This is a genomic window from Prosthecobacter sp. (genome assembly GCF_034366625.1).
Lineage (GTDB): Bacteria > Verrucomicrobiota > Verrucomicrobiia > Verrucomicrobiales > Verrucomicrobiaceae > Prosthecobacter.
Genome location: NZ_JAXMIH010000011.1, coordinates 177,110 through 195,940, shown reverse-complemented (window position 1 = coordinate 195,940; position 18,831 = coordinate 177,110). Strand labels below are relative to the sequence as shown.

The 18,831-nt window shown below is 59.5% G+C and carries 16 protein-coding genes and 1 tRNA gene; 7 read left to right on the top strand and 10 right to left on the bottom strand.

Going from position 1 to position 18,831, the window contains the following annotated elements:
* Positions 1–130: 130 nt before the first annotated feature.
* The 3 genes from U1A53_RS14550 to U1A53_RS14540 form a co-directional block, all read right to left on the bottom strand.
* Positions 131–205 (bottom strand) — tRNA-Lys (locus tag U1A53_RS14550).
* Between the two features lie 26 nt (positions 206–231).
* Positions 232–939 (bottom strand): HAD-IA family hydrolase, encoded by a 708-nt coding sequence (locus U1A53_RS14545; RefSeq protein WP_322282017.1) that lies wholly within the window; start codon positions 937–939, stop codon positions 232–234.
* A 51-nt stretch (positions 940–990) separates the two neighbouring features.
* Positions 991–1,638 carry a hypothetical protein gene (locus tag U1A53_RS14540; protein ID WP_322282016.1) on the bottom strand — a complete coding sequence of 216 codons (648 nt, stop codon included), beginning with the start codon at positions 1,636–1,638 and terminating at the stop codon, positions 991–993.
* 149 nt (positions 1,639–1,787) lie between these two features.
* Between U1A53_RS14540 and U1A53_RS14535 the strand changes: the two genes are divergently transcribed.
* Both U1A53_RS14535 and U1A53_RS14530 read left to right on the top strand, forming a co-directional pair.
* A complete protein-coding gene (locus U1A53_RS14535; protein ID WP_322282015.1) occupies positions 1,788–4,079 on the top strand; it encodes a DUF1549 domain-containing protein in 2,292 nt (763 codons plus the stop codon).
* 113 nt (positions 4,080–4,192) lie between these two features.
* Positions 4,193–5,170 carry a S1/P1 nuclease gene (locus U1A53_RS14530; protein ID WP_322282014.1) on the top strand — a complete coding sequence of 326 codons (978 nt, stop codon included), beginning with the start codon at positions 4,193–4,195 and terminating at the stop codon, positions 5,168–5,170.
* A gap of 389 nt (positions 5,171–5,559) precedes the next feature.
* Here the strand turns inward: U1A53_RS14530 and U1A53_RS14525 are convergent, their stop codons facing one another.
* From U1A53_RS14525 to U1A53_RS14505, 5 genes are all read right to left on the bottom strand, one after another.
* Positions 5,560–6,972, bottom strand: coding sequence for a DUF1501 domain-containing protein (locus tag U1A53_RS14525; RefSeq protein ID WP_322282012.1), 1,413 nt, complete (start codon positions 6,970–6,972; stop codon positions 5,560–5,562).
* A gap of 264 nt (positions 6,973–7,236) precedes the next feature.
* Positions 7,237–7,593, bottom strand: coding sequence for a DUF5655 domain-containing protein (locus tag U1A53_RS14520; RefSeq protein WP_322282011.1), 357 nt, complete (start codon positions 7,591–7,593; stop codon positions 7,237–7,239).
* A 702-nt stretch (positions 7,594–8,295) separates the two neighbouring features.
* The gene (locus U1A53_RS14515) at positions 8,296–8,733 is read right to left on the bottom strand and encodes a hypothetical protein (protein WP_322282009.1); all 438 of its coding nucleotides are present in this window, start codon (positions 8,731–8,733) and stop codon (positions 8,296–8,298) included.
* 202 nt (positions 8,734–8,935) lie between these two features.
* Complete coding sequence (locus U1A53_RS14510; RefSeq protein WP_322282007.1) at positions 8,936–9,601, bottom strand: hypothetical protein; 666 nt, start codon at positions 9,599–9,601, stop codon at positions 8,936–8,938.
* Positions 9,602–9,735: 134 nt separating this feature from the next.
* Positions 9,736–10,197, bottom strand: a complete 462-nt coding sequence (locus tag U1A53_RS14505; protein ID WP_322282006.1) for a hypothetical protein — start codon at positions 10,195–10,197, stop codon at positions 9,736–9,738.
* A gap of 1,019 nt (positions 10,198–11,216) precedes the next feature.
* Between U1A53_RS14505 and U1A53_RS14500 the strand changes: the two genes are divergently transcribed.
* Positions 11,217–11,561 carry a hypothetical protein gene (locus tag U1A53_RS14500; protein WP_322282004.1) on the top strand — a complete coding sequence of 115 codons (345 nt, stop codon included), beginning with the start codon at positions 11,217–11,219 and terminating at the stop codon, positions 11,559–11,561.
* 378 nt (positions 11,562–11,939) lie between these two features.
* Here the strand turns inward: U1A53_RS14500 and U1A53_RS14495 are convergent, their stop codons facing one another.
* Positions 11,940–13,655, bottom strand: a complete 1,716-nt coding sequence (locus U1A53_RS14495) for a DUF4407 domain-containing protein (protein WP_322282003.1) — start codon at positions 13,653–13,655, stop codon at positions 11,940–11,942.
* 80 nt (positions 13,656–13,735) lie between these two features.
* Between U1A53_RS14495 and U1A53_RS14490 the strand changes: the two genes are divergently transcribed.
* Positions 13,736–14,398 (top strand): GNAT family N-acetyltransferase, encoded by a 663-nt coding sequence (locus U1A53_RS14490; RefSeq protein ID WP_322282001.1) that lies wholly within the window; start codon positions 13,736–13,738, stop codon positions 14,396–14,398.
* Here U1A53_RS14490 and U1A53_RS14485 read toward each other — a convergent pair.
* The gene (locus U1A53_RS14485) at positions 14,395–15,342 is read right to left on the bottom strand and encodes a class I SAM-dependent methyltransferase (protein ID WP_322281999.1); all 948 of its coding nucleotides are present in this window, start codon (positions 15,340–15,342) and stop codon (positions 14,395–14,397) included. The genes U1A53_RS14490 and U1A53_RS14485 overlap by 4 nt on opposite strands.
* Before the next feature lie 262 nt (positions 15,343–15,604).
* Between U1A53_RS14485 and U1A53_RS14480 the strand changes: the two genes are divergently transcribed.
* From U1A53_RS14480 to U1A53_RS14470, 3 genes are all read left to right on the top strand, one after another.
* On the top strand, positions 15,605–16,759 hold the full coding sequence (locus tag U1A53_RS14480) for a glycosyltransferase family 4 protein (RefSeq protein WP_345786490.1): 1,155 nt from the start codon (positions 15,605–15,607) through the stop codon (positions 16,757–16,759).
* A 91-nt stretch (positions 16,760–16,850) separates the two neighbouring features.
* Positions 16,851–17,384, top strand: a complete 534-nt coding sequence (locus U1A53_RS14475) for a sigma-70 family RNA polymerase sigma factor (RefSeq protein ID WP_322281996.1) — start codon at positions 16,851–16,853, stop codon at positions 17,382–17,384.
* Entirely contained in the window at positions 17,381–18,829 is a 1,449-nt protein-coding gene (locus U1A53_RS14470) for a LamG-like jellyroll fold domain-containing protein (RefSeq protein ID WP_322281995.1), read from the top strand. The genes U1A53_RS14475 and U1A53_RS14470 overlap by 4 nt, the downstream gene beginning before the upstream one ends.
* Positions 18,830–18,831 lie beyond the last annotated feature (2 nt).

Below are 18,831 nucleotides of genomic sequence, written 5' to 3'. Positions count from 1 at the left end.
GTGGCAAGCCCTCCCGCAGCATGCATGGACATGGATGGAAACAGGCGAGCAACGGGGGAATCTGTTCCCATAATGTTCCCTTTGCGGCCAGCTTTTGCCTTATTTGCTCATAAACCACTCAGTATGAAAATGGTACGCAGGGAGGGGATCGAACCCTCGACCAATTGGTTAAAAGCCAACTGCTCTACCGCTGAGCTACCTGCGCATTTCCGAAACGGGGGCGGTATGTATTCACGAGAGCGTGCTACGCAAGCCGGAATATGCCCCCTCGCGGACTTTCTGCATGAGCACGGCGAGGCCGCTTTCAGGCCGTTTCACACGAAAGGCATGCATTCCGCTGCTTTGCGCGCCTTCAATATCGCAGATCATGTCGTCGCCGACGTGCAAACAATGCTCTGGCAGGCAGTCTGCCACTTCGAGAGCCGCCTGAAACATGCGGGCATGCGGTTTCGCAGCTCCCACCTCACTGGAGATGATGACATGCCCAAAGAAACGCAGCAGATCATGCCCGGCGAGGATGCGGCGCAAACGGCGGTCGAAATTCGACAGCACAAACAACCGGTGATCACGCACGAGGTCACTCAGGACCGGCACAACATCGTCAAACACCGTCCATGCCTGCGGCTGCTCGTAGTGGAGATACAGATCATCAAAAAGATCACCCAGCGTGTTTTCCGGCAGCGGCCCGCCCAGCACGCGGGCAAACACATCGCCAACCATCCCCCGCCACCAGCCGCGGTCATCATCCTCGGATGGCCGGCCTGGGGGATGCAACGGTTGCGGAGTCGCCTTCCAAGCCTCACGGAACGCCTTCATCACAACTTCCGGTTCCGTTTGAACGCCAGACTGCGCCGCAAACAGTGAGTAGGTCAGTCCCACGGGCTGCGCGGGCCGGATAAGCGTGCCAGCGGCGTCAAAGAACAACGCCTGGAGCGACATAGGGGCAAAAAAAAGGGACGGCTTTTCAGCCGTCCCCGTGTGTGAAAAGTCTTACTTCGAGACGGTGTAGGGGTTCTTGGCGGCGGTCTCCTGAACCATAGGCTCCACCGGAAGCTGTGGCAGTCTGCAATGCCAGCCTGAGCCTGGCATGCTGTAACCTGGATGCAGGTCGTTGAGGCTGCCAACCATGTAGGGCTTGGGCTCCGGCGGGGTGAAGATGTTCCAGAACGGCCAGTAAGTGCGGTTGATGGCCTCTCCGTACGTAGCCACCGTGCTCTGATAAATTTTTCGAGTGGAGCCCAAACCGCGCTGGACAACACCAGTGGCGACATTCGGCCAGCGAGTGATGGCACTGGCTGCATAACTGGTACCGTCATCCACCGTGTCCAAGCCATAGTCGAGGTAACGCGTTGTCTCGCGGTAAACGATGTCATCGGTGCGGCGAATCGCATTCATGCCGATGTTGGTGTAGTCCCGTGCCTGACGGTCAACCACCTTGCCGCCATAGTTAAGGGTGTCATCTGTGACATCCAACGAACTGGTGGCTACCTGGCCTACTCCGCCGCTGACATAAGCCAGCCCCCTGTTCGTCTCTGGCGCAACCCGGCAAGGCAGCTCAGCCGAGGGGCGTGGGTTGTTCTGCAAACTGGTGCAGGAGGCGAGAGTTGAAATCAGGGCGAGGGGCAGGAGTAATTTCATAAATAATCACTGATTCTGTCGGAAAGGAGCATCAATTGTCAAAGCTAAAATCCGGGAATCTGCCTGTCGTGGCGACGGGAATGACAAAGAGGGTGAAAGACCCCTGTCAGCAGGACGTTATCGCGCCACCCCCACCCCTCGGCTCCTCAATGAAGATGAATCCCCTCAACAGCCTCCTCACATTCTTTATCGGCATGGCACTGACCGCCTCCGCCGCCCCAGATCTCAAGGCCACGGCCACCAAGATCGACGAACTCGTCACCGCCAAGCTCGCCAAGGAGAAAATCCAGCCCAACAAGCCCGCGAGCGACGAAGTCTTCGTCCGTCGTGTCTATCTGGATGTTGTGGGCCGCATCCCGACGATTCAGGAAACCACCGAGTTCCTCAAAAGCAGCGATGCGGACAAGCGCGGCAAGTTGATCAACGAACTGCTCGCCAGCGACGGCTACGTGCAAAATTTCTACAACTACTGGGCCGACATTCTGCGCATGAAGAGCAACATGGTCGGTGGCGGCCAAAGCCTGCCCGCCTTCTACGGCTACTCGAACTGGCTCAAGTCCAGCCTGCGTGACAACAAGCCCTACGATCAGATGGTGCGCGAAGTCGTGACCGCCGATGGCAAGAGCTACGAAAACGGCGCGATCGGCTTCTACATCCGCGATTACAACATGCCGCTCGACAACATGGCGGTGACCACACAGATCTTCCTCGGCACCAGCATGGTCTGCGCCCAGTGCCATAACCATCCGTTCGATAAATGGACGCAGATGGACTACTACCAGATGGCCGCCCACACCTACGGCATGACCAGCAGCAACGGCCTCACCAATCCGCTCCTCGCCCAGGCGATCTATGGCGGTGGCTCTCCAAAAAACGGCAAGGCAGTGAAAAACCGTTACGGCGGCACTGTCACGAAGTTCGACCTGCCCGAGGGTGTCGAACGCAAAGACATCGGCCGCGCCATGAGCGAGATCCTCCGTCCCCTGCGCTACAACACCGTGCTCGACCAGACCGACAAGAAAGCGCTGGCTCTCCCCCACGATTATCAGTACACCGACGCCAAGCCGAAACAAAAGATCGACCCAGTCATCCCCGCCTCCTTCAGCAAAGACGGCAAGATCATCAAAGAAGGCCAGCAGCCCATCACGGCCTATGCCTCCTGGATGACGAGCAAAGAAAACCCACGCTTCACCACGGTCATCGCGAACCGTCTTTGGAAGAAGCTCATGGGCCAGGGCATCATCGAACCCGTCGATGAGATCACCGACAGCACTGTGCCGAGCAATCCGCCGCTCATGACTTTCCTCGAAGACACCCTGAAGGCCTCCAACTACGACATGAAGGCCCTCCTGAGCGCGATCCTCAATTCCCAAGCTTACCAACGCGAGGCCTACACCAAGGATGTCGAGCTCGGTGAAGTGTACAACTTCCCCGGTCCCCTGCTCCGCCGCATGAGCGCCGAGCAGATATGGGACAGCATGGTCGCGCTGTACAAGCCCAACCCTGACCACCCCAGCATTGAGACCAAAGTCGAGGCCGAGATCACTCTCCGTCGCATCGAGTGGCTTGACCGCGCCCTCAACAGCCTCACCCCCCAGCAACTCCAGGCTTGCTCGGTCAAAGTCGCCCTCAAACAGAAGGAACTCGCCGCCGAAGTCCGCACCGCGCAGGAAAGAATGGAGGCCGCCTCCAAAGCGAAGGACGAAGACGCCATCCGCGAGGCCCGCCGCCTCATCCAGAGCCAGCGCAAGCGCATCGACGCAGCCGTGGACGCCATCGTCTATGACACGGGCTTCAAGCGCTTTGCCGAACTCGCCCGAGAAGGCAAACTCGACGATTTCACCAAGGACGAGGCATTCGCCAAAGAAGTCGCCGCAGTCATCAAGGCCAAGAATGGCGAAGACCTCAGCATGGAGGAAGCCCTCGGCATCCTCGCCAGACAACGCCGCGCCCGTCTCCAGGAGCAGGCCAAGGCCCGTTTCAAGGCTGACGCCGAGCGTTTCAAGGTCGAGGAAAAAAATGAAAAGACCTCCCTCGCCGCCTGGGAAAACTTCCGCGACACCTACATGCTTCGCGCCGCCGACCTGCGCAGCCCGGCTCCGAACGGTCACTTCCTGCGTGAGTTCGGCCAGAGCGACCGCGAACTCGTTGAGAACTCCAACGATGAAGCCAGCGTTTCTCAGGCTCTCATGCTCCTCAATGGCAAGATTTTCAGCAACTTGATGAACCGCTACACCAGCATCTCCCGCACTTTGGACAGGGCCAGAAAAGAAGGCGGTGAGGCTGTCGTCAACGCTGTCTATCTCAGCCTGCTCAGCCGCAAGGCAACACCCGAAGAACACGCGCTGCTCAAGCCCATCGCTGACAACGCTGATGCCACCGACCGGGGCGACGTTCTCTGGACCGTGCTGAACACCCGCCAGTTCTTCTTCATCCAGTAACCGGGGTGGCGATTTTTAATCGCCATTTCCCTCGCGGGGACACACGGCGATTGCAAATCGCGCCCCACCCAAGTGCTGGTTGAGCCTTGACCGTTCCGCTTCACCATGGCGGCATGAGCACGCTTCATCTTCCGTCCGTTCTTTGTGCCACCACGGCATTGCTGTGCGCGTTCCCCTCACAAGTCTGCGCTTGGGCTGATCAAGGCCACACAGCCATGTGGGAAGTCGCGCAATCCTTGCTGACGCCGCAGGCGAAGCAGCGTGTGGATGCCGCCCTGGCCGGTGACAAGCTCGACATGACTGCCGTCTGGCTCGACCGCGTGCGTGACGTGGGAAAAAATGAAGGACCGCTCGTCGGCGACGCGGAAGCCGCTGATTTTATCAAAGCCTTCCCATTCCACTTCACCTGGCACTATGTGGACATGCCGCTCGATGTGAAATCGTATCAGGAAGCGACCGGATTCACCACCCGCGATGACATCGTGCAGCAGATCAACCTCTGCATCGCCGTGCTCGAAGGCAAATCCACCAAGTTCGACGCACGCACCGCCCTGCGCGTGCTGGTGCATCTCATTGGCGACATCCACCAGCCCATGCACTGCGCCAGCGGCTTCTTCGATGTGACCGACACACAGCATCCCGTGCTGCGCACCGATCCCGCTTCGTGTCTGCCGTTAAAGAAGGAAAAGCTGGAAGATCGCGGGGCGAACCAGTTGTTCTTCGGCCCCGAAAAGTACGATCAAATGCACGCCTTGTGGGACTTTGAACTCGTGAAGCGTCTCGCCGGCCTGAAGAACCTGACAAAGCTGCTGCAGGATGCCCTGCCGAAGATCAACACCACGACACCTGGTGATCTTCATGCATGGGCGGAACATTGGGCCGGTGAATCCGTCGCGCTCGCGAAGGAGGCTTACGCAGGCATTGAGTTCGGTGCTTGCACGCTGAATACCACGGGCAAAGGCCCGAAAATCGAGCGTATCGAGGTCAAACTGACCGCTGATTACATCGACAAGCAGAAGACCGTCGCTGGCTCTCAGTTGGTGAAGGCGGCGGCACGCATGGCTGCAGTGTTGAATGCCATCTGGCCGTAGGCCGGATGTGTTCGGCGCAAAAAAACACCGCTGCTTCTATCACACTCGCCGCCGAACTATCCGGCTTCTGGGAACGTGCGGAGTCCAAAGCAGCCGCTGATTAATGCCACACCGCAAAGTTTGAAACGCCGCAGAGGCTTGATTCTGAAGGGCCTTCTCCCGAATAACTTGGCTGGTAAAAAATTACCGGTAAAAAATGGGAACCCTGTTTTCCGATCTTTTACCGCCAATCTTTTACCAAAGAAAGTTACCCTCTCTGCTCTACAATCAAGCCGCCTTGAGTTCAGGTGCTCTGCGGCGTTCCCGTCTCTGCGGTGTAAATCAGTGTTTCCCAAAAGAGTCAGCGACCCGCTGACAGACGGCCGCGCTTCGCGACAGCCGCCCCATGCTCACGCCATCACGCCCTTCACCACCTCGCCCGCCACATCCGTGAGACGGAAATCCCGGCCCGCGTAGCGATACGTGAGCTTCAGGTGATCGAGGCCGAGCAAATGCAGGATCGTGGCGTGCAGATCATGGATGTGGACCTTGTCCACCGCCGCGTAATAGCCGTAATCGTCTGTCGCGCCATACGCGGTGCCCGGTTTGCTGCCTCCACCGGCCAGCCACATCGTGAACCCGTGCGGATTGTGGTCCCGTCCATCCGTCCCCTGCGCCACCGGCGTGCGGCCAAACTCGCCGCCCCAGATCACCAGCGTGTCATCCAGCAGGCCGCGTGATTTGAGGTCCGCCAGCAACCCCGCGATGGGTTTATCCACCTCTGCGGCGTTTTTGGTGTGGCCTTTGAGCAGATCACCGTGCTGATCCCACTGCACGAAGCCATCACTGTGCGTCACTTGCACAAAACGCACGCCGCGCTCGGCAAATCGCCGCGCCATGAGGCACTGGCGGCCAAAATTCGCCGTCATCGGATCGTCGAGGCCATACATCTTGCGTGTCGCCTCGGTTTCACCTGAGATGTCCTGCAAGTCCGGCAGCGTGGACTGCATGCGGTAGGCCAGCTCGAACGAATTGATCCGCGCTTCCAGCGCCGCGTTCTCCCCCGCCGTTTCCAGATGCGTCTGGTTCATCTGCGCCACGAGGTCAAGCTGCGCACGCTGCAAATCCGGCGTCAACGACTTGCTGCGGATGTGCTTCACCACGGCCTGGTCGGCGGGAATGCTCGCATTGCCCAGCGGCGTGCCCTGGCAGTGTGCAGGCAGAAAAGCAGAGCCCCAGTTGTTCACGCCACCGTGCGCCAGCGTGGGGCAGATCGTGACAAAGGCCGGCAGATCGGAGTTTTCCGTGCCCAGCCCGTAGCTGACCCACGACCCCAGGCTCGGCCGCACAAACGTGTCGCTGCCCGTGTGCAGCTTCAGCAAGGCACCGCCATGCGCCGGATTGGTGCCATGCATCGAGCGAATCACGCACAGATCATCCACATGCTTCGCCACATGCGGGAACAGATCGCTCACCGGCAGGCCGCTTTGGCCGTAGTGCTTGAACTTCCACGGCGATTTCAGCAGATTGCCCGTTTGGGCAAACTTCACGCGCGGCAGCGCAAACGGCGGCGGCTTGCCATGATCGCGGTCCAGCAGCGGCTTCGGATCAAACGTGTCCACCTGCGAGGGGCCGCCCTTCATCAGCAGAAAGATCACCCGCTTCGCCCGCGCCGGAAAATGCGGCCGCTTCGGTGCCAGCGGGTCAATCACCGCCCCCTGGGCCGATTCGAGGCCGAGAACCCCCTGCAACGCCAGATAGCCGAAGCCCGCGCAGGAACTGCGCAGCATCTCACGGCGGCTGAAGGGATGAACGGGAGGCATGGCTTTCACGCCAAAACATACGCCCCGGAAGAGCGGCGTCTTGCCCATGGGTTGAGATGGCATCAACCCTTCCCCATCAGCCCCCTCACAGGAGACAACGAAGCACCAGGAACCAGGAACCCGCCACCCTCCTGCCCCTTGATCTCAGGTCATTCGGCCATGCCTTCCATGGGGACCCGGCTGCTTGCGTTCTTCGCGATTTGGTTTGTCAGCCAGTTGCAGCCCGACCCCGGCACCGTCATGACCCCGGACCCGTCATGAGGTTCACCTCGCAGCCTCCCATGCCGATTTGAGCCAATTCCTCACCTCCCTGTCCACGTCCTTGACGTACCACAGTTCCAGGTGATGGGAGTAGCGATCCTTCGAAACCCTGGTGATCTCCTTCCAGCGCGCAGACTTGTCCTTCTTGGGGAATGAGAAGGTGAGCACGAGCGGGGCTGCTTTGGGTGACAGGTACTGACGCGGCACCCAGGCGATGGCGAAATTCCTGCGGCGTCGGAAGGCGACCTGACTCTTGGTTGTCCGCAGCGTCGTTTCACCAAGCCTGGCCACCATCCGTGCGATGGCAGCAAAGATCCTCTTTGCAGCAGCGTCATCACCGAACAAGTCGTCAGGGGTCATCGCCGGGGGCATTGGTTGGGCAAGCGTGCCGCTCAAGGATCAGGCGACGGCGAGTGAGATAGACAGCCGAAGGCTGCCCGCAGGGTGCGAGCGGAAGCTCGCATCAACCGACATAGCTTGCAGAAGGCAACTCGCAGGGCAGCGCCGGGGGGCACTGGCAAAGGCGTCGATGACACGACAGATGCCATTCGAGCCCCCTGCCTGCATCCGTTTTGTTCGGATTTTTTGGTGGGTGATCATGCGTTATGAGAAGATGCAGTAAAAGATAAAAACTGCGAAGCCAAGTCCAAGCAACGCGGAGATACGAGTTGCTCGCTCGCCGCGAAAAAGAGCAAACGCGAGCAGCATCACGGCAAGGCAAGGAAGCACGAGTAGCAGGACAAGCACCTCCGACGCGGTGGCCCCATGCGCGCGTGCGCCAGGGGCCGCGGAGAGAGTGTTGATAGAGCACATCAGTAAAAACCAGCCAACAAGAACGATGCCGCCAGCCCCTCCCGAGCTGCGCCGTTGGTGATCGGTTCTACTAGAGATCTCAGGCTGTTGAGTGCTCATCATGATGGGGACAAGAAGGTTACCCATAGGCCGAACGCTTCGGATCAGGCGACGGCGAGCGGGAAGTGTCGCTGACACGACAGATGCCATTCGAGCCGTTGCCTGCATCCGTTCGCCTTTGGTTGTGGATGTTTGCTGCTCATAGGTGAGTCAGAAGAGTGGCTTGTTCGGGTAGGTGGTGTGAACTGCCATCTCAACGTCAAACGGACGGCTCTTCGATCCGTCGTCTCGATGATAGTCCTGAATACTGGCCTTGAATGCCGACAAAGCACCGCTGCTCAGTGCAGCCTGCTCAGCCTCTTTACTGGCGAACGAGAGCCGATAACCGGGATAGCCATAGCTACCAGCCTGCGTGAATGTGGGTGACTGAATACCTCGTGAGACAAACGCTGAGTCAATCATGGCCTGAACTGCACGGCAAAGCCTATAACGCGAATACTGCCCTAGCAGGAGGCCGAGTCCCAAGATGACCCCAATCCAGATGCTGTGATTCCAGCCTGCAATGAACGTCCAAACAATCGCCACCACGAAGGCGGCCAGCAAGAGAAGACACCCCGCTGAAACCATGCGATCGAGAACGGTCTTCATGTGCTTGGTGAGTGGCGTCTGAAGTTGGGCGAACGTCCCGGATCAGGCGACGGCGAGCGGGAATGGAGCGGAGCGACATAGCTTGCAGAAGGCAACCCGAAGGGCAGCGCCGGGGGGCGCTGGCAACCGTCGATGACACGACTGATGCCATTCGAACCGCTGCCTGCATCCGTTTTGTTCGCCCTCGTTCTTGTGTGGGATGTCATGCTGGCGCAAGCCTCCTAGCTAAGATCGTGTCGTAACTCTCTGAATCCACAACTTCTCCATCGCTTGGCACCTGCTTCAATCTGTATTCGGCGTTCGTAAATGGCGGAGTGACAGGCGATGGTTCTATGACATCGCCGGAGCAATCAATCTGAACACATCCCCCATGACGTGCATCGCTGTGGACAGTGAACTCAGTGCTGGGGAATGAACGTGGCTGACTCAGCTCGGGGTCGTCTGTGATCGGGCCATAGTCATCAAGATACTGCCCAGCCAAAAACAGCACTCTCCCGTCGGTAAGTTCAATGAAATACTGTGAACCTTCGTCTCCTCTGGGTTCAACCTCAAAGGCCCTTTGGGCATGAAACGTCTCAGAAACCAACAGGCCCCGTGAACGCAATGCATCCGGTGTCGAGTTACTCGGCTTAGCACCGAGAATGCCAAAAGGTGTCGAAGAACCTGGGCTAAGAATCACGGTGGCAAACTCGATGCCGAAAATGAGCATGGCAAAGCAAAGGCCAAACATCGCCATGTCGCTCTTCCATGCCGAAGGTAGAACAAACGAAGCGAGCTGATAAGTGCCCCAAATCATGATGCCGATCAGCACCATGCCAGCCACTATCTTCAGGCATCCTCCTGAGAGTGTGAACTCCTTCTGCTTCATTACGGGTGACGCTGTTGGTTGGGCGAACGTCCCGGATCAGGCGACGGCGAGCGGGAAGCGTCGATGACACGACAGATGCCATCCGAGCCGTTGCCTGCATCCGTTTTGTTCGCCTTGGATTTGGAGGTTGATGGTCATTCTGTCCATGTGGCTTCTTGAATGTCTGGTGATGCCTCGATCAGTCGACGGAGGCCATCAACAACCTTCTGAACGGCTGGTTTCGTATCCACGCGCTTGAACCATCTCTGAACGAGGCTGGGTTCCGCTGTCACGAAGACACAGAACTGAGTGATGCCGTTGTTTCCAGCAGGACTGCTCTGAGAAGTGTTTCCTTCATCCTCGCTTTCTTCGTCGGAGTCGGAGAACTCGTCCTGAACACCGCAGGCGATCCAAAGTGGGAAGTCATCGTTCTTCACGTTCACAAGCCAGCCCCAATCTTCGCAAAGAATATCTTCGGTGGGAATGCCGTGCTTCGGGAGACTATCACGGACGAACTCCGCCAGCCGCTTTCCCCAGCAGTTCGAGTTCACAAGTTCAGCATCCTCATTTGGATACTTCGGGAACGCTGCCGACTTGAACTCTACGCGGGTATTCATGGGTGAGGCGAACGATGAGCACATGCACCACTACCAGCGGGGGCGCGCGTCGATCACGGGGTTAAGGTTGTAGTCAGGTGAAATCATCGAAACTGAACGGCTGGTAGTGGTTGCACGATGCGGCTTGTTCGATTCTTCATTTTGTGGAGCCTTGGCCGAGTAGCTCAGGCAGAAATCCTGCCACGCCGATCTCAGTCAAAAAGGAATGACCAAAAACCGCAATCGACAGTGAAAGGCAAAGAGCAATGGTGAATGGCAACAAGTATGCTCCCCGCTTGCTCATTGAACTTCCAACCAGGGACGGTCCAACTGAAAAAAGGATGATCGCGTGAAACAACATCCAATCCGAAGTGAGAATTGATATCGGAGCCAATATCAGAATCCAAGTGGACAAGGATCTCCACTTGAATCCATGTTCACGCTCGACTCGCACGCTAGAGCTTCTTGCGTCGTGGCCTTCAGTGATTGCAGCCGGTTGCGAGTTCTTCATTTTGCATCGAACGTTGTTTTTCCACACTAAACTGTGGGCGAATCAGATTCGCCCACAGTTTAGTGTGGTTTGGCGGGGTGGATTGAGGTAAAATGGGTATCACGAACCCAAAAAGAATTTTATGAATGAGCCGATTGCAGCGAAAAAGTTGCCGGAGGTCAAGCCTTGGGTGCGGCGAGTGGTCGAGGCAGCGGGTGTTTTCATACCAGTCAATGCAAGAAAGGGGCGGGAGTCGATTCCTGACAGCAAGCCATGGGGAGGAAGTCCTTCAGGCATCAATGCCCTTCGCCCTTCGCCCTTCGCCCTTCGCCCTTCGCCCTTCGCCCTTCGCCCTTCGCCCTTCGCCCTTCGCCCTTCGCCCTTCGCCCTTCGCTCAAGCCTCACTTCTCCCGATGCTTCCGCAGGAGCTTCAACGGCTCCTGGATGCGGCGGGGGGGTGATCCCTTCGGTGCATCCACTTTGAATCCTTATTCAGTGGTGTCTCAGGGACGGACCTGATTGGATTCCGCCAACCAACCACCCGCATGTCATGCGGACGAAGACGTCTTCTCTCTCAAAGTCTCGTCGCCCAAACCGGCAAGGACCGCCTTTGGAAAACCCGAAACCGAACGCGGAAGGCACCGGGCCGCAGCGGCGGGTGGAGGAGGTGCTGGCGGCGGCGGGATTGACGGTGGAAAAGGCGGCGGAGTTGAAGGCGTGGATCACGGAGCAGCAGCAGGACGGCAAGCGGCGCAAGAGCCTGCCGGACGGTTTCACGCGCGAGTTTGCGTACCTGACGGACTGTCCGTCAAAGCTGACGGCTCATCCGTGCAAGCTGACGGGCCGCGCGTCATGGCTGACGGACGATTCCTGCGTACGACAACGTCATCCGTGAAACCGGTTTTCCCTCCAGGCAGGGCGCCGGAGGCCGGGTGGCAGTGACGATTTTCACCGGACCCACCCGCTGCGTCAGTGATAGCCCGCCAGGCCTGCCCGGCGAGGTGATGAATGCCGATCTCGCCGCCGTCTGCTGCTACCGGGAAACTGCGAACTGCGAACCGAGAACAACGCCCCCCGAACACGGACTCACGTCCGCTGCTACCCTCAACCACCGTCAACAATCGCAAACAACCGTCAACCACTGCCAACTTCTGATCGGGGACAGGCAGCCTGTGTCACTGAGCGCCTCCAAACCGGCGCTTGGGGGACCAAGCGCCCTACCTGCGCCGCAGCGGCGGCTGGGGACCAGCCGCCCTACCTACGGCGGCCCTGATCACGCCCGGCCTGTGGCAGGCGTGTGGCGGCCGTCCTCGCGGAAGAACTTCTCCATGCGTTCGCGCAGGTCGGCGTAGAAATTGCGGGACATCTCCTCGATCGCTTCCGCCGTGTGGCTGACGCCGCTCTTGGCGGCCATTTCCCGCGCGATGCGGCTTCTCTCTTCAAAGTCACGCTCCAGGTCCATCAGATAGACCAGAAACTCCTTCGCCGAGCGAGCGCCGTCCATGCCCGTGACCAAGGCGCGTTCGAGCGTCTTGTTCCGCGTCAGGTTGAGCAGCTTGCTTTCACCCAGTTCCTTCATCTGGCGGCTGAAGCCATCAAGGAAGGCTTTGCGCTCGCCTTCATAGCCCATCTCCTCGCGGTCGAGTATCGTGTCATAGGGGCCGGGCTTGGAGAAGAACTTCACGATGAGAGGAATGGTGTCCACCAGCATGAAGAGCATGGTGAGCACGAGATAAGCGACGAGCGCGAACATGCCGCCCTGCGCCCCGCTCTGGAACAGCTCGTGCAGCGCCAGCGTCTGCGTGAGGATGTCGCGCCGCGGCTCGGCGTGGATCTTGGCGATGCGGGTGGTCTCATCCGCCGTGATGGCGGTGATTTCCTCGTGCATGTTTTTCTCCTGGAGCAGCAGCGTGTCGATCTGCGTCTTCAAGGTCTCGCGAATGGCGTTCTGCTGCGAAACGAACTGATCCGCCTGCTCCGTCTGCACCTTCTGCTTCAACGCGAGAATACGCACCTGCTCGGGCTTGTTGGCGGCGGCTTCCTCGGCGGCTTTGGCATCGAGCGCGGCATTCACACCGTCTTCGGCGGCCTTGATTTCGGCCACAAGAACCACGCGGTTCTTCGTCATCGTGTCCAGCACGCTGCTGAGGCGGGCGGACTCGGCGCGACGCCAGGTGAGCTGGTCTTCCTGGATGCTTTTGGCACGCGGGCCGAGGCCGATGATGCCGCTGCGCTGGCCATTGACCTCGCGCTCGAACTCCGTCTGCCAGTGATTGAGTTCCTCGGCGATCTTTTGGTAATCGGCGCTCTGCTTGGCCATTTCCTTGTCGAGCACTTCGAGCCGCGTTTTGCCAGGAGCGATAGCCTCGGCAATCTTGGCATCACGTTCGGCCTTGAGCTGCTTTTCCTCGTCGGTGAGCGGCTTTTCAACGGGCTTGCCGTTTTCATCGAGGAACTTGGCGCTGAAGGTCGCGTTCCAGTTCTCGCGCTGTTTCGCGATCTCGGCCTCCAGCGGCACGATGCGCGCCTCGACGGCGACTTTCTGCTGCTTGGACGTTTCACGCGCCGCCTCGATCTCGCCCTGGCGATGCCTCTCGATGACCGAACTGATGGTGTCTTTGAACAAGAGCAGCGTCAGCGGATGCGAGATGGTGATGCCCATCAGCGCCGCCACCACCATGCGCAGCGAGAACTGCGCCGCCTTGCGGAAGAAGCTCTGGTAGGCGCGATAGGTGGCCAGCAGGGCGCGGTCCACGGTGAGGATGATGAACGACCACACGAGCGACACGGGCGCGATGATGAGCCAGTTGTCCGTGAGCGTGCTCAGCGCATACGCGCAGGCGATGATGGCGAAGATCGAGGGCACCAACACCGTCGCGCCGAAGGCCACGTATTTGCGCCGTTCCCAGGCCGGGCAGGAGTCGAGGTTGTCGGAGGAGGCTGCGGAGAGCCAGAAGAAGACGCGTTCGATGCGTTGCAGGAAGTTCATGCGCGTGAGGGGGCTGTCAGTTCGGAGTGTGCTGGCGGGACTGCGGTTGTCAATCCGCGCCGCCGGATTATTGAGGGCTTATGACGCCCGCCCTCGACGACGCATTCATCTGTGATTCCGTGCCTGCGGACATCATGGATGGGCTGTGGGCGGCGGGCTGGCGGCATTTCGGCAGGTATTTCTTTCGTTACAGCACCCAACCGGACGCACAGGGCACCACTCAAACCATAACGCCGCTGCGCATCGACCTTGCGTCCTTCTCCCTCACCAAAAGCCAGCGCCGCGTGCTGAACAAAAACGCCGGCCTGCGCCACGACATCGTCCCTGCCACCATCGATGACAGCCTGCGGGCCATGTTTCAACACCACAAGCGGCGTTTCACCCACAACATCCCCGACGCACTCGAAACCTTCCTCGGCTCCGATCCTGGAAACGGTCCCTGCGAATGCCGCATGGTGCGCGTGTTCGAGGGTGAAAGCCTCATCGCTGCCAGTTTCTTCGATGTGGGCCAGACCGCTGCCTCCAGCGTGTATGGCGTTTTTGAGCCCGGGCATGCGAGACGCAGCCTCGGCATCTTCACCATGCTCCTGGAAATCCAGCACTGCCGCGCCTCTGGCCTGCGCTGGCTTTATCCCGGCTATGCCACGCACGAACCCAGCGCCTACGACTATAAGAAACAGTTTCGCGGCACCGAGACATTGGATTGGACCAGCGGCGAGTGGCACGCCCTCAGTCCCTCCTAGCGCCGGATGTGCAGGAACAGATTCACACCCTCAGGCTCCCACTGCACCTCGATCGAATCCGCCGCCGCGCCCGCTTCGAGCGCCAGCTCGCGCAGATGATCGCGCGTGCGGTGCTGCAGCACCCAGTCGCCCAGAAGCTCCATGTAATCGCGGCTGGGATTGAAGTCGGAAAAATTGCCCACCACCACTTCCCCGCCCCGACGCGTCACGGCCATGAGCGCCTTCAGCAGATACACAAACGAGCGGTCGGCCAGGTAATCAAACAAGCCCGCCGACCAGACGAGGTCGTAGCCCTTCGCCGGCAGGAAACGCAGCACATTGCGGTGATAAAGCTCCACACGCTGAGCAAACGGCGCACAGAGTTTCTTCGCATGCTCAATGGCGTGAATCTCCGCGTCCACGCAGTCGAAAAACACCTCGCGTTCGGGATTGTCGAGCACCCACTCGCGCACATCGCGCGCCGGGCCGCTGGCGACGTTCAGGACATTGAGTGGTGCCTTGGAACGACCCACCGAATGCGAATGCAGCAGTTGGTGGAAGTAGGCTTTGCGGTTGCGCACCGCATTCGGAGCGGCCTGGGAATGAAAATACAGGTCCCAGCGGCGCAGATGCGGCTCTTGCGCGGTCTGCAGGGTGTAGATCGCCTCGATCATCTCAAAGTCGCCGCTGTAGCCGAACTTCTTGCCCAGCGCCCGCGCCTGCATGGTTCCTTCGAGGTGCCGGTGCGTGATGTCCTGCGCATAGGCCAGCACATCATCCCGTGCGATCACCTTGGCCCGTACTGCATCCCCAAGCTGCCGCAGGGTTCGATTGAGCAGCGCATACTCCTGCGGCATGGGCCCGCCACTAGCGATCAATTCACGCAGCAGATCATCAAACTGCATCAAGGGCACGACACCGCCCCGGCGGTCGTACATTCGTTCCTGGAGGACAAGGGGCGGCATGCGGAGGGTGAAAAAGACGTAACTCGCTGATAATAAGCCTTTCTTAACCAATCTGGAAGCAAAAAATTACTGCGGGACCGTTTCTGGCGCCTTCTGAGCCGATAGAGCTTTACCAAAAATCGTCCCTTTAGTAGAGGCTCTCATGATACAGGAGACACCACCCCCAAAAGAACAGCAGCGCATCTTGTGGGTCTGCATGGGGAGTTGTCTGCCGCTCAACTATGGAGGTGCCATCTATTCCTATAACCTCCTCACTCACCTGATGAACCACTGCCATGTGCATGTTCTGGAACTGCACAATTCGGAGGAGCGTCGGAAAACCGGAACCGTGCCCTATGCTCATGAAGTAGAACGCGTTTATTCCCGGCTCATGCCCGCATGGTCGTCACGCAAGTTCCTCACCTTCCTCTGGCCGATTGTGCGCAATCTCTGCGCCTCCCGCGAAGCTTTTATCCTGGACATCTGCCGCAGTCCCGCACTCGTAGAGCGTGCCCGCGAGCTCACCCTGAGCGGTCGTTTCGACCTCGTCCTCATTGATGGCCTACTCAGCGCGCCTGCCCTTGCCGGTTGGGAAAAGGAGCGTCAGGTGCCAGCCATCCTGCTCCAGCACAACGTCGAGGCCAACATTTGGAAGGGCATGGCCCGGCTGCAGCGCAATCCGTTCACGCGGCTGTTCTATCATACCATGGCGCGTCGCATGCAGCGGCGTGAGCCGGAATTGTGCCGCCTGCTTGACGGCGTCACGGCGATTTCTGAGGCCGATGCGGCGTATCATCGTGAAACTTACCACCTGACCAACATTCTCGGCAGCGTTCTGCCTGGAATCGACTTTATCACGCAGGAGCCTCCCCCTGCGGTGCTCCTGCAGGAGGCAGAGCCATGCATCGCCTTTGTCGGCAAGATGAACTGGCAGCCCAATACAGATGCGGTGTTCTGGTTCATCCATGAAGTACTGCCGCTGATCCGGCAGACATTGCCCAAAGTTCGCTTTCGCATCATTGGCCGTGAACCAACCACTGCCATGTACCGGCTTGCTACCGCCAGCACCGGCATTGAAATCACCGGCACGGTCGAGGAAGTTCTCCCCCACCTGCGTGAGTGCGCTCTGCAGGTGGTCCCCCTGAGAGCTGGCAGCGGCGTACGTCATAAGATCCTCGAATCCATGGCTTCTGGTGTCCCTGTGGTGAGCACCACCCTGGGTGCCGAAGGCCTGTACCTCAGCGATGGGCAGGAGATCCTGCTGGCCGATGACGCCCCTGCTCTCTGCGCGGCCATTCTGCGCCTGCTGCTGGATGGAGCCCTGCGCAAAAGCATCGCTGAAAAGGCACTCGTACGCGTCACCCGGGATTTTTCGTGGGAACAAAGCGCCAACAAATTGCTCCGGCTCTGCTCCACGCTGCTCCCGAAAAAAGGATAGACCAGTTGTGCAGCAGAAAGCCCTGCGTGGAATAAAAACGCAATCATCCGTAAAATCACCCCGTCTGGCGGAGATAGAAACATGACCGCCCATGTCCCCGACCGAAACCGAACGCCATCACCGCTTCCTGCGCAGCTTCACCGCGCATGAACCGGCCGTCCGCGCCCATGTGCGGCGGCTCGTGCCGGCGCGGGCGGATGCGGACGATGTGATGCAGGAGATCAGCGTGGTGCTGTGGGAGAAGTTTGATTCGTTTCGCGATGGCGCGGACTTCAAAGCCTGGGCATTCGGCGTGGCGCGCTTTGAGGTGCTGGCCTGGCTGCGGGATCGTGGACGTGACCGTTTGGTGCTTGATGAAGAGGTCATCACCAAGATCGCCGAAGAAACCACCGCCGATGAGCCGCGCCTGGAGCAGCAACGCGAGGCGCTGGAGCATTGTATGAAGAAGGTGCCCGGTGATCAGCGCGAGCTGCTGATGCAGGCGTATCAACCGGAGTCACGCATCCATGAAGTGGCGCAGGGCAGCGGGCGCACAGTCGCAGGTTTTTATCAATGGCTGCACCGCATGAGAAAGCTGCTGCTGGAGTGCATTCGCCGCGCTTTGACCCAGGAGGTGGCGTCATGAGCACGAAATTCATCGACGCCTACCTCGACGGCACCATCACCGCGCCAGAGCTGCAGCAACTCAATGCGTTGCTGCTGACCGATGCGAAGGCCCGACGCGAGTTTGCCGAAATCTTGAACGTGGACTCCGCGCTCGCGGCGATGGCCGCAGGCTGGACGAAGGATGAAGCGCCAGTGGTTCGTCAAACAAAGTGGCGTGCGACAACACCTCGTTGGATGGCCGCAGCGGCCAGTGTGGCGCTGCTGTTGGGTGGCTGGTGGTGGCAGGACTCGCAGAGTGCCTTTGCCACCGTGGAGAAGGCCGCCGGGGTCGTCGAAATGGCTGACGGGTCGTCACTTCGCGGTGAATCGCACGAGATCAAAGCAGGTTCCGTGGCGCTCGTCACCGCACGCGGTGCGCGCATTGTCATCGAGGCTCCGGCTGAGTTCCGCTTTGAGTCCGCACAGCGATTGCACATGAAGCGCGGTCGTCTCGCCGCCGATGTGCCGCCCGCAGCGAAGGGTTTTACTGTTATCACGCCCACTGGTGATGCGATTGACCTCGGCACGCGCTTCGGCGTGGATGTGCCAATGAGTGGCGCGGCAGAGGTGCATGTCTTTCAGGGCGAGGTCATCACCAAGGCCACTGGCGAAAAAGCGAAGCAAAGCCTGCGCGGTGGTGATGCCGTGACTTTCGATCAAGGAGCCAGCACGTCGCGCGAACTGCGTTCCTCCGCCTTCATCCAAGCTGATGAGATGTCCGAACTCACCGCCGGTCTCGCCGCCGGTCAGCGTGCGCGTGCCGAATCAGCGCTGACGAATTTGAAAAACGATCCTGCCTTGATCGCGCTGCTCGATTTCGAGTCCGACGAGGCTCAGCCGGGTGTGTTTCGTCGGGTGCAAGGCCGCTGGCCCGGCTCTCACGCGCCGGAGTTCGTCCATGTTGGCGATCATTTGAAACTCGATGTCGGTGGAGACCGTGACTGGCCGCAGCTCACGCTCGCCGCCTGGGTGCGCATCGACCGTCTCGGCGCGCCGTATCAATCGCTGCTGCACACCGATGGCTGGAGCAAAAACAACCCCGGCCAGGTTCACTGGATGATCAATCGCGACACCACCATGCGCCTTGCCCTCATCGGCAACACGCTCGCGCCCGATGCCAACGAACGCGATGGTCATCCCGACTCGCGCACCGCTGTGCTGCCCGAACAAGGCCGATGGGTCCACCTCGCCACTGTGTATGATTCGCAGACCAAAACGGTGCGCTTTTACCTCAACGGCCAGTTTGATAAAGAAACCCGCCAGCAGGTCGCGCATCCCGCTCGGCTCGGCCCTGCGCAGATCGGCAACTGGAACCAGCAGGACCGCAAACTCAGCGGTCGCGTGGATGAACTGCTCCTGCTCGGTCGTGCCATGAGCGACAACGAAATCCGCGCCCTCCACGCCGCTGGCAATCCCTACCGCTGATC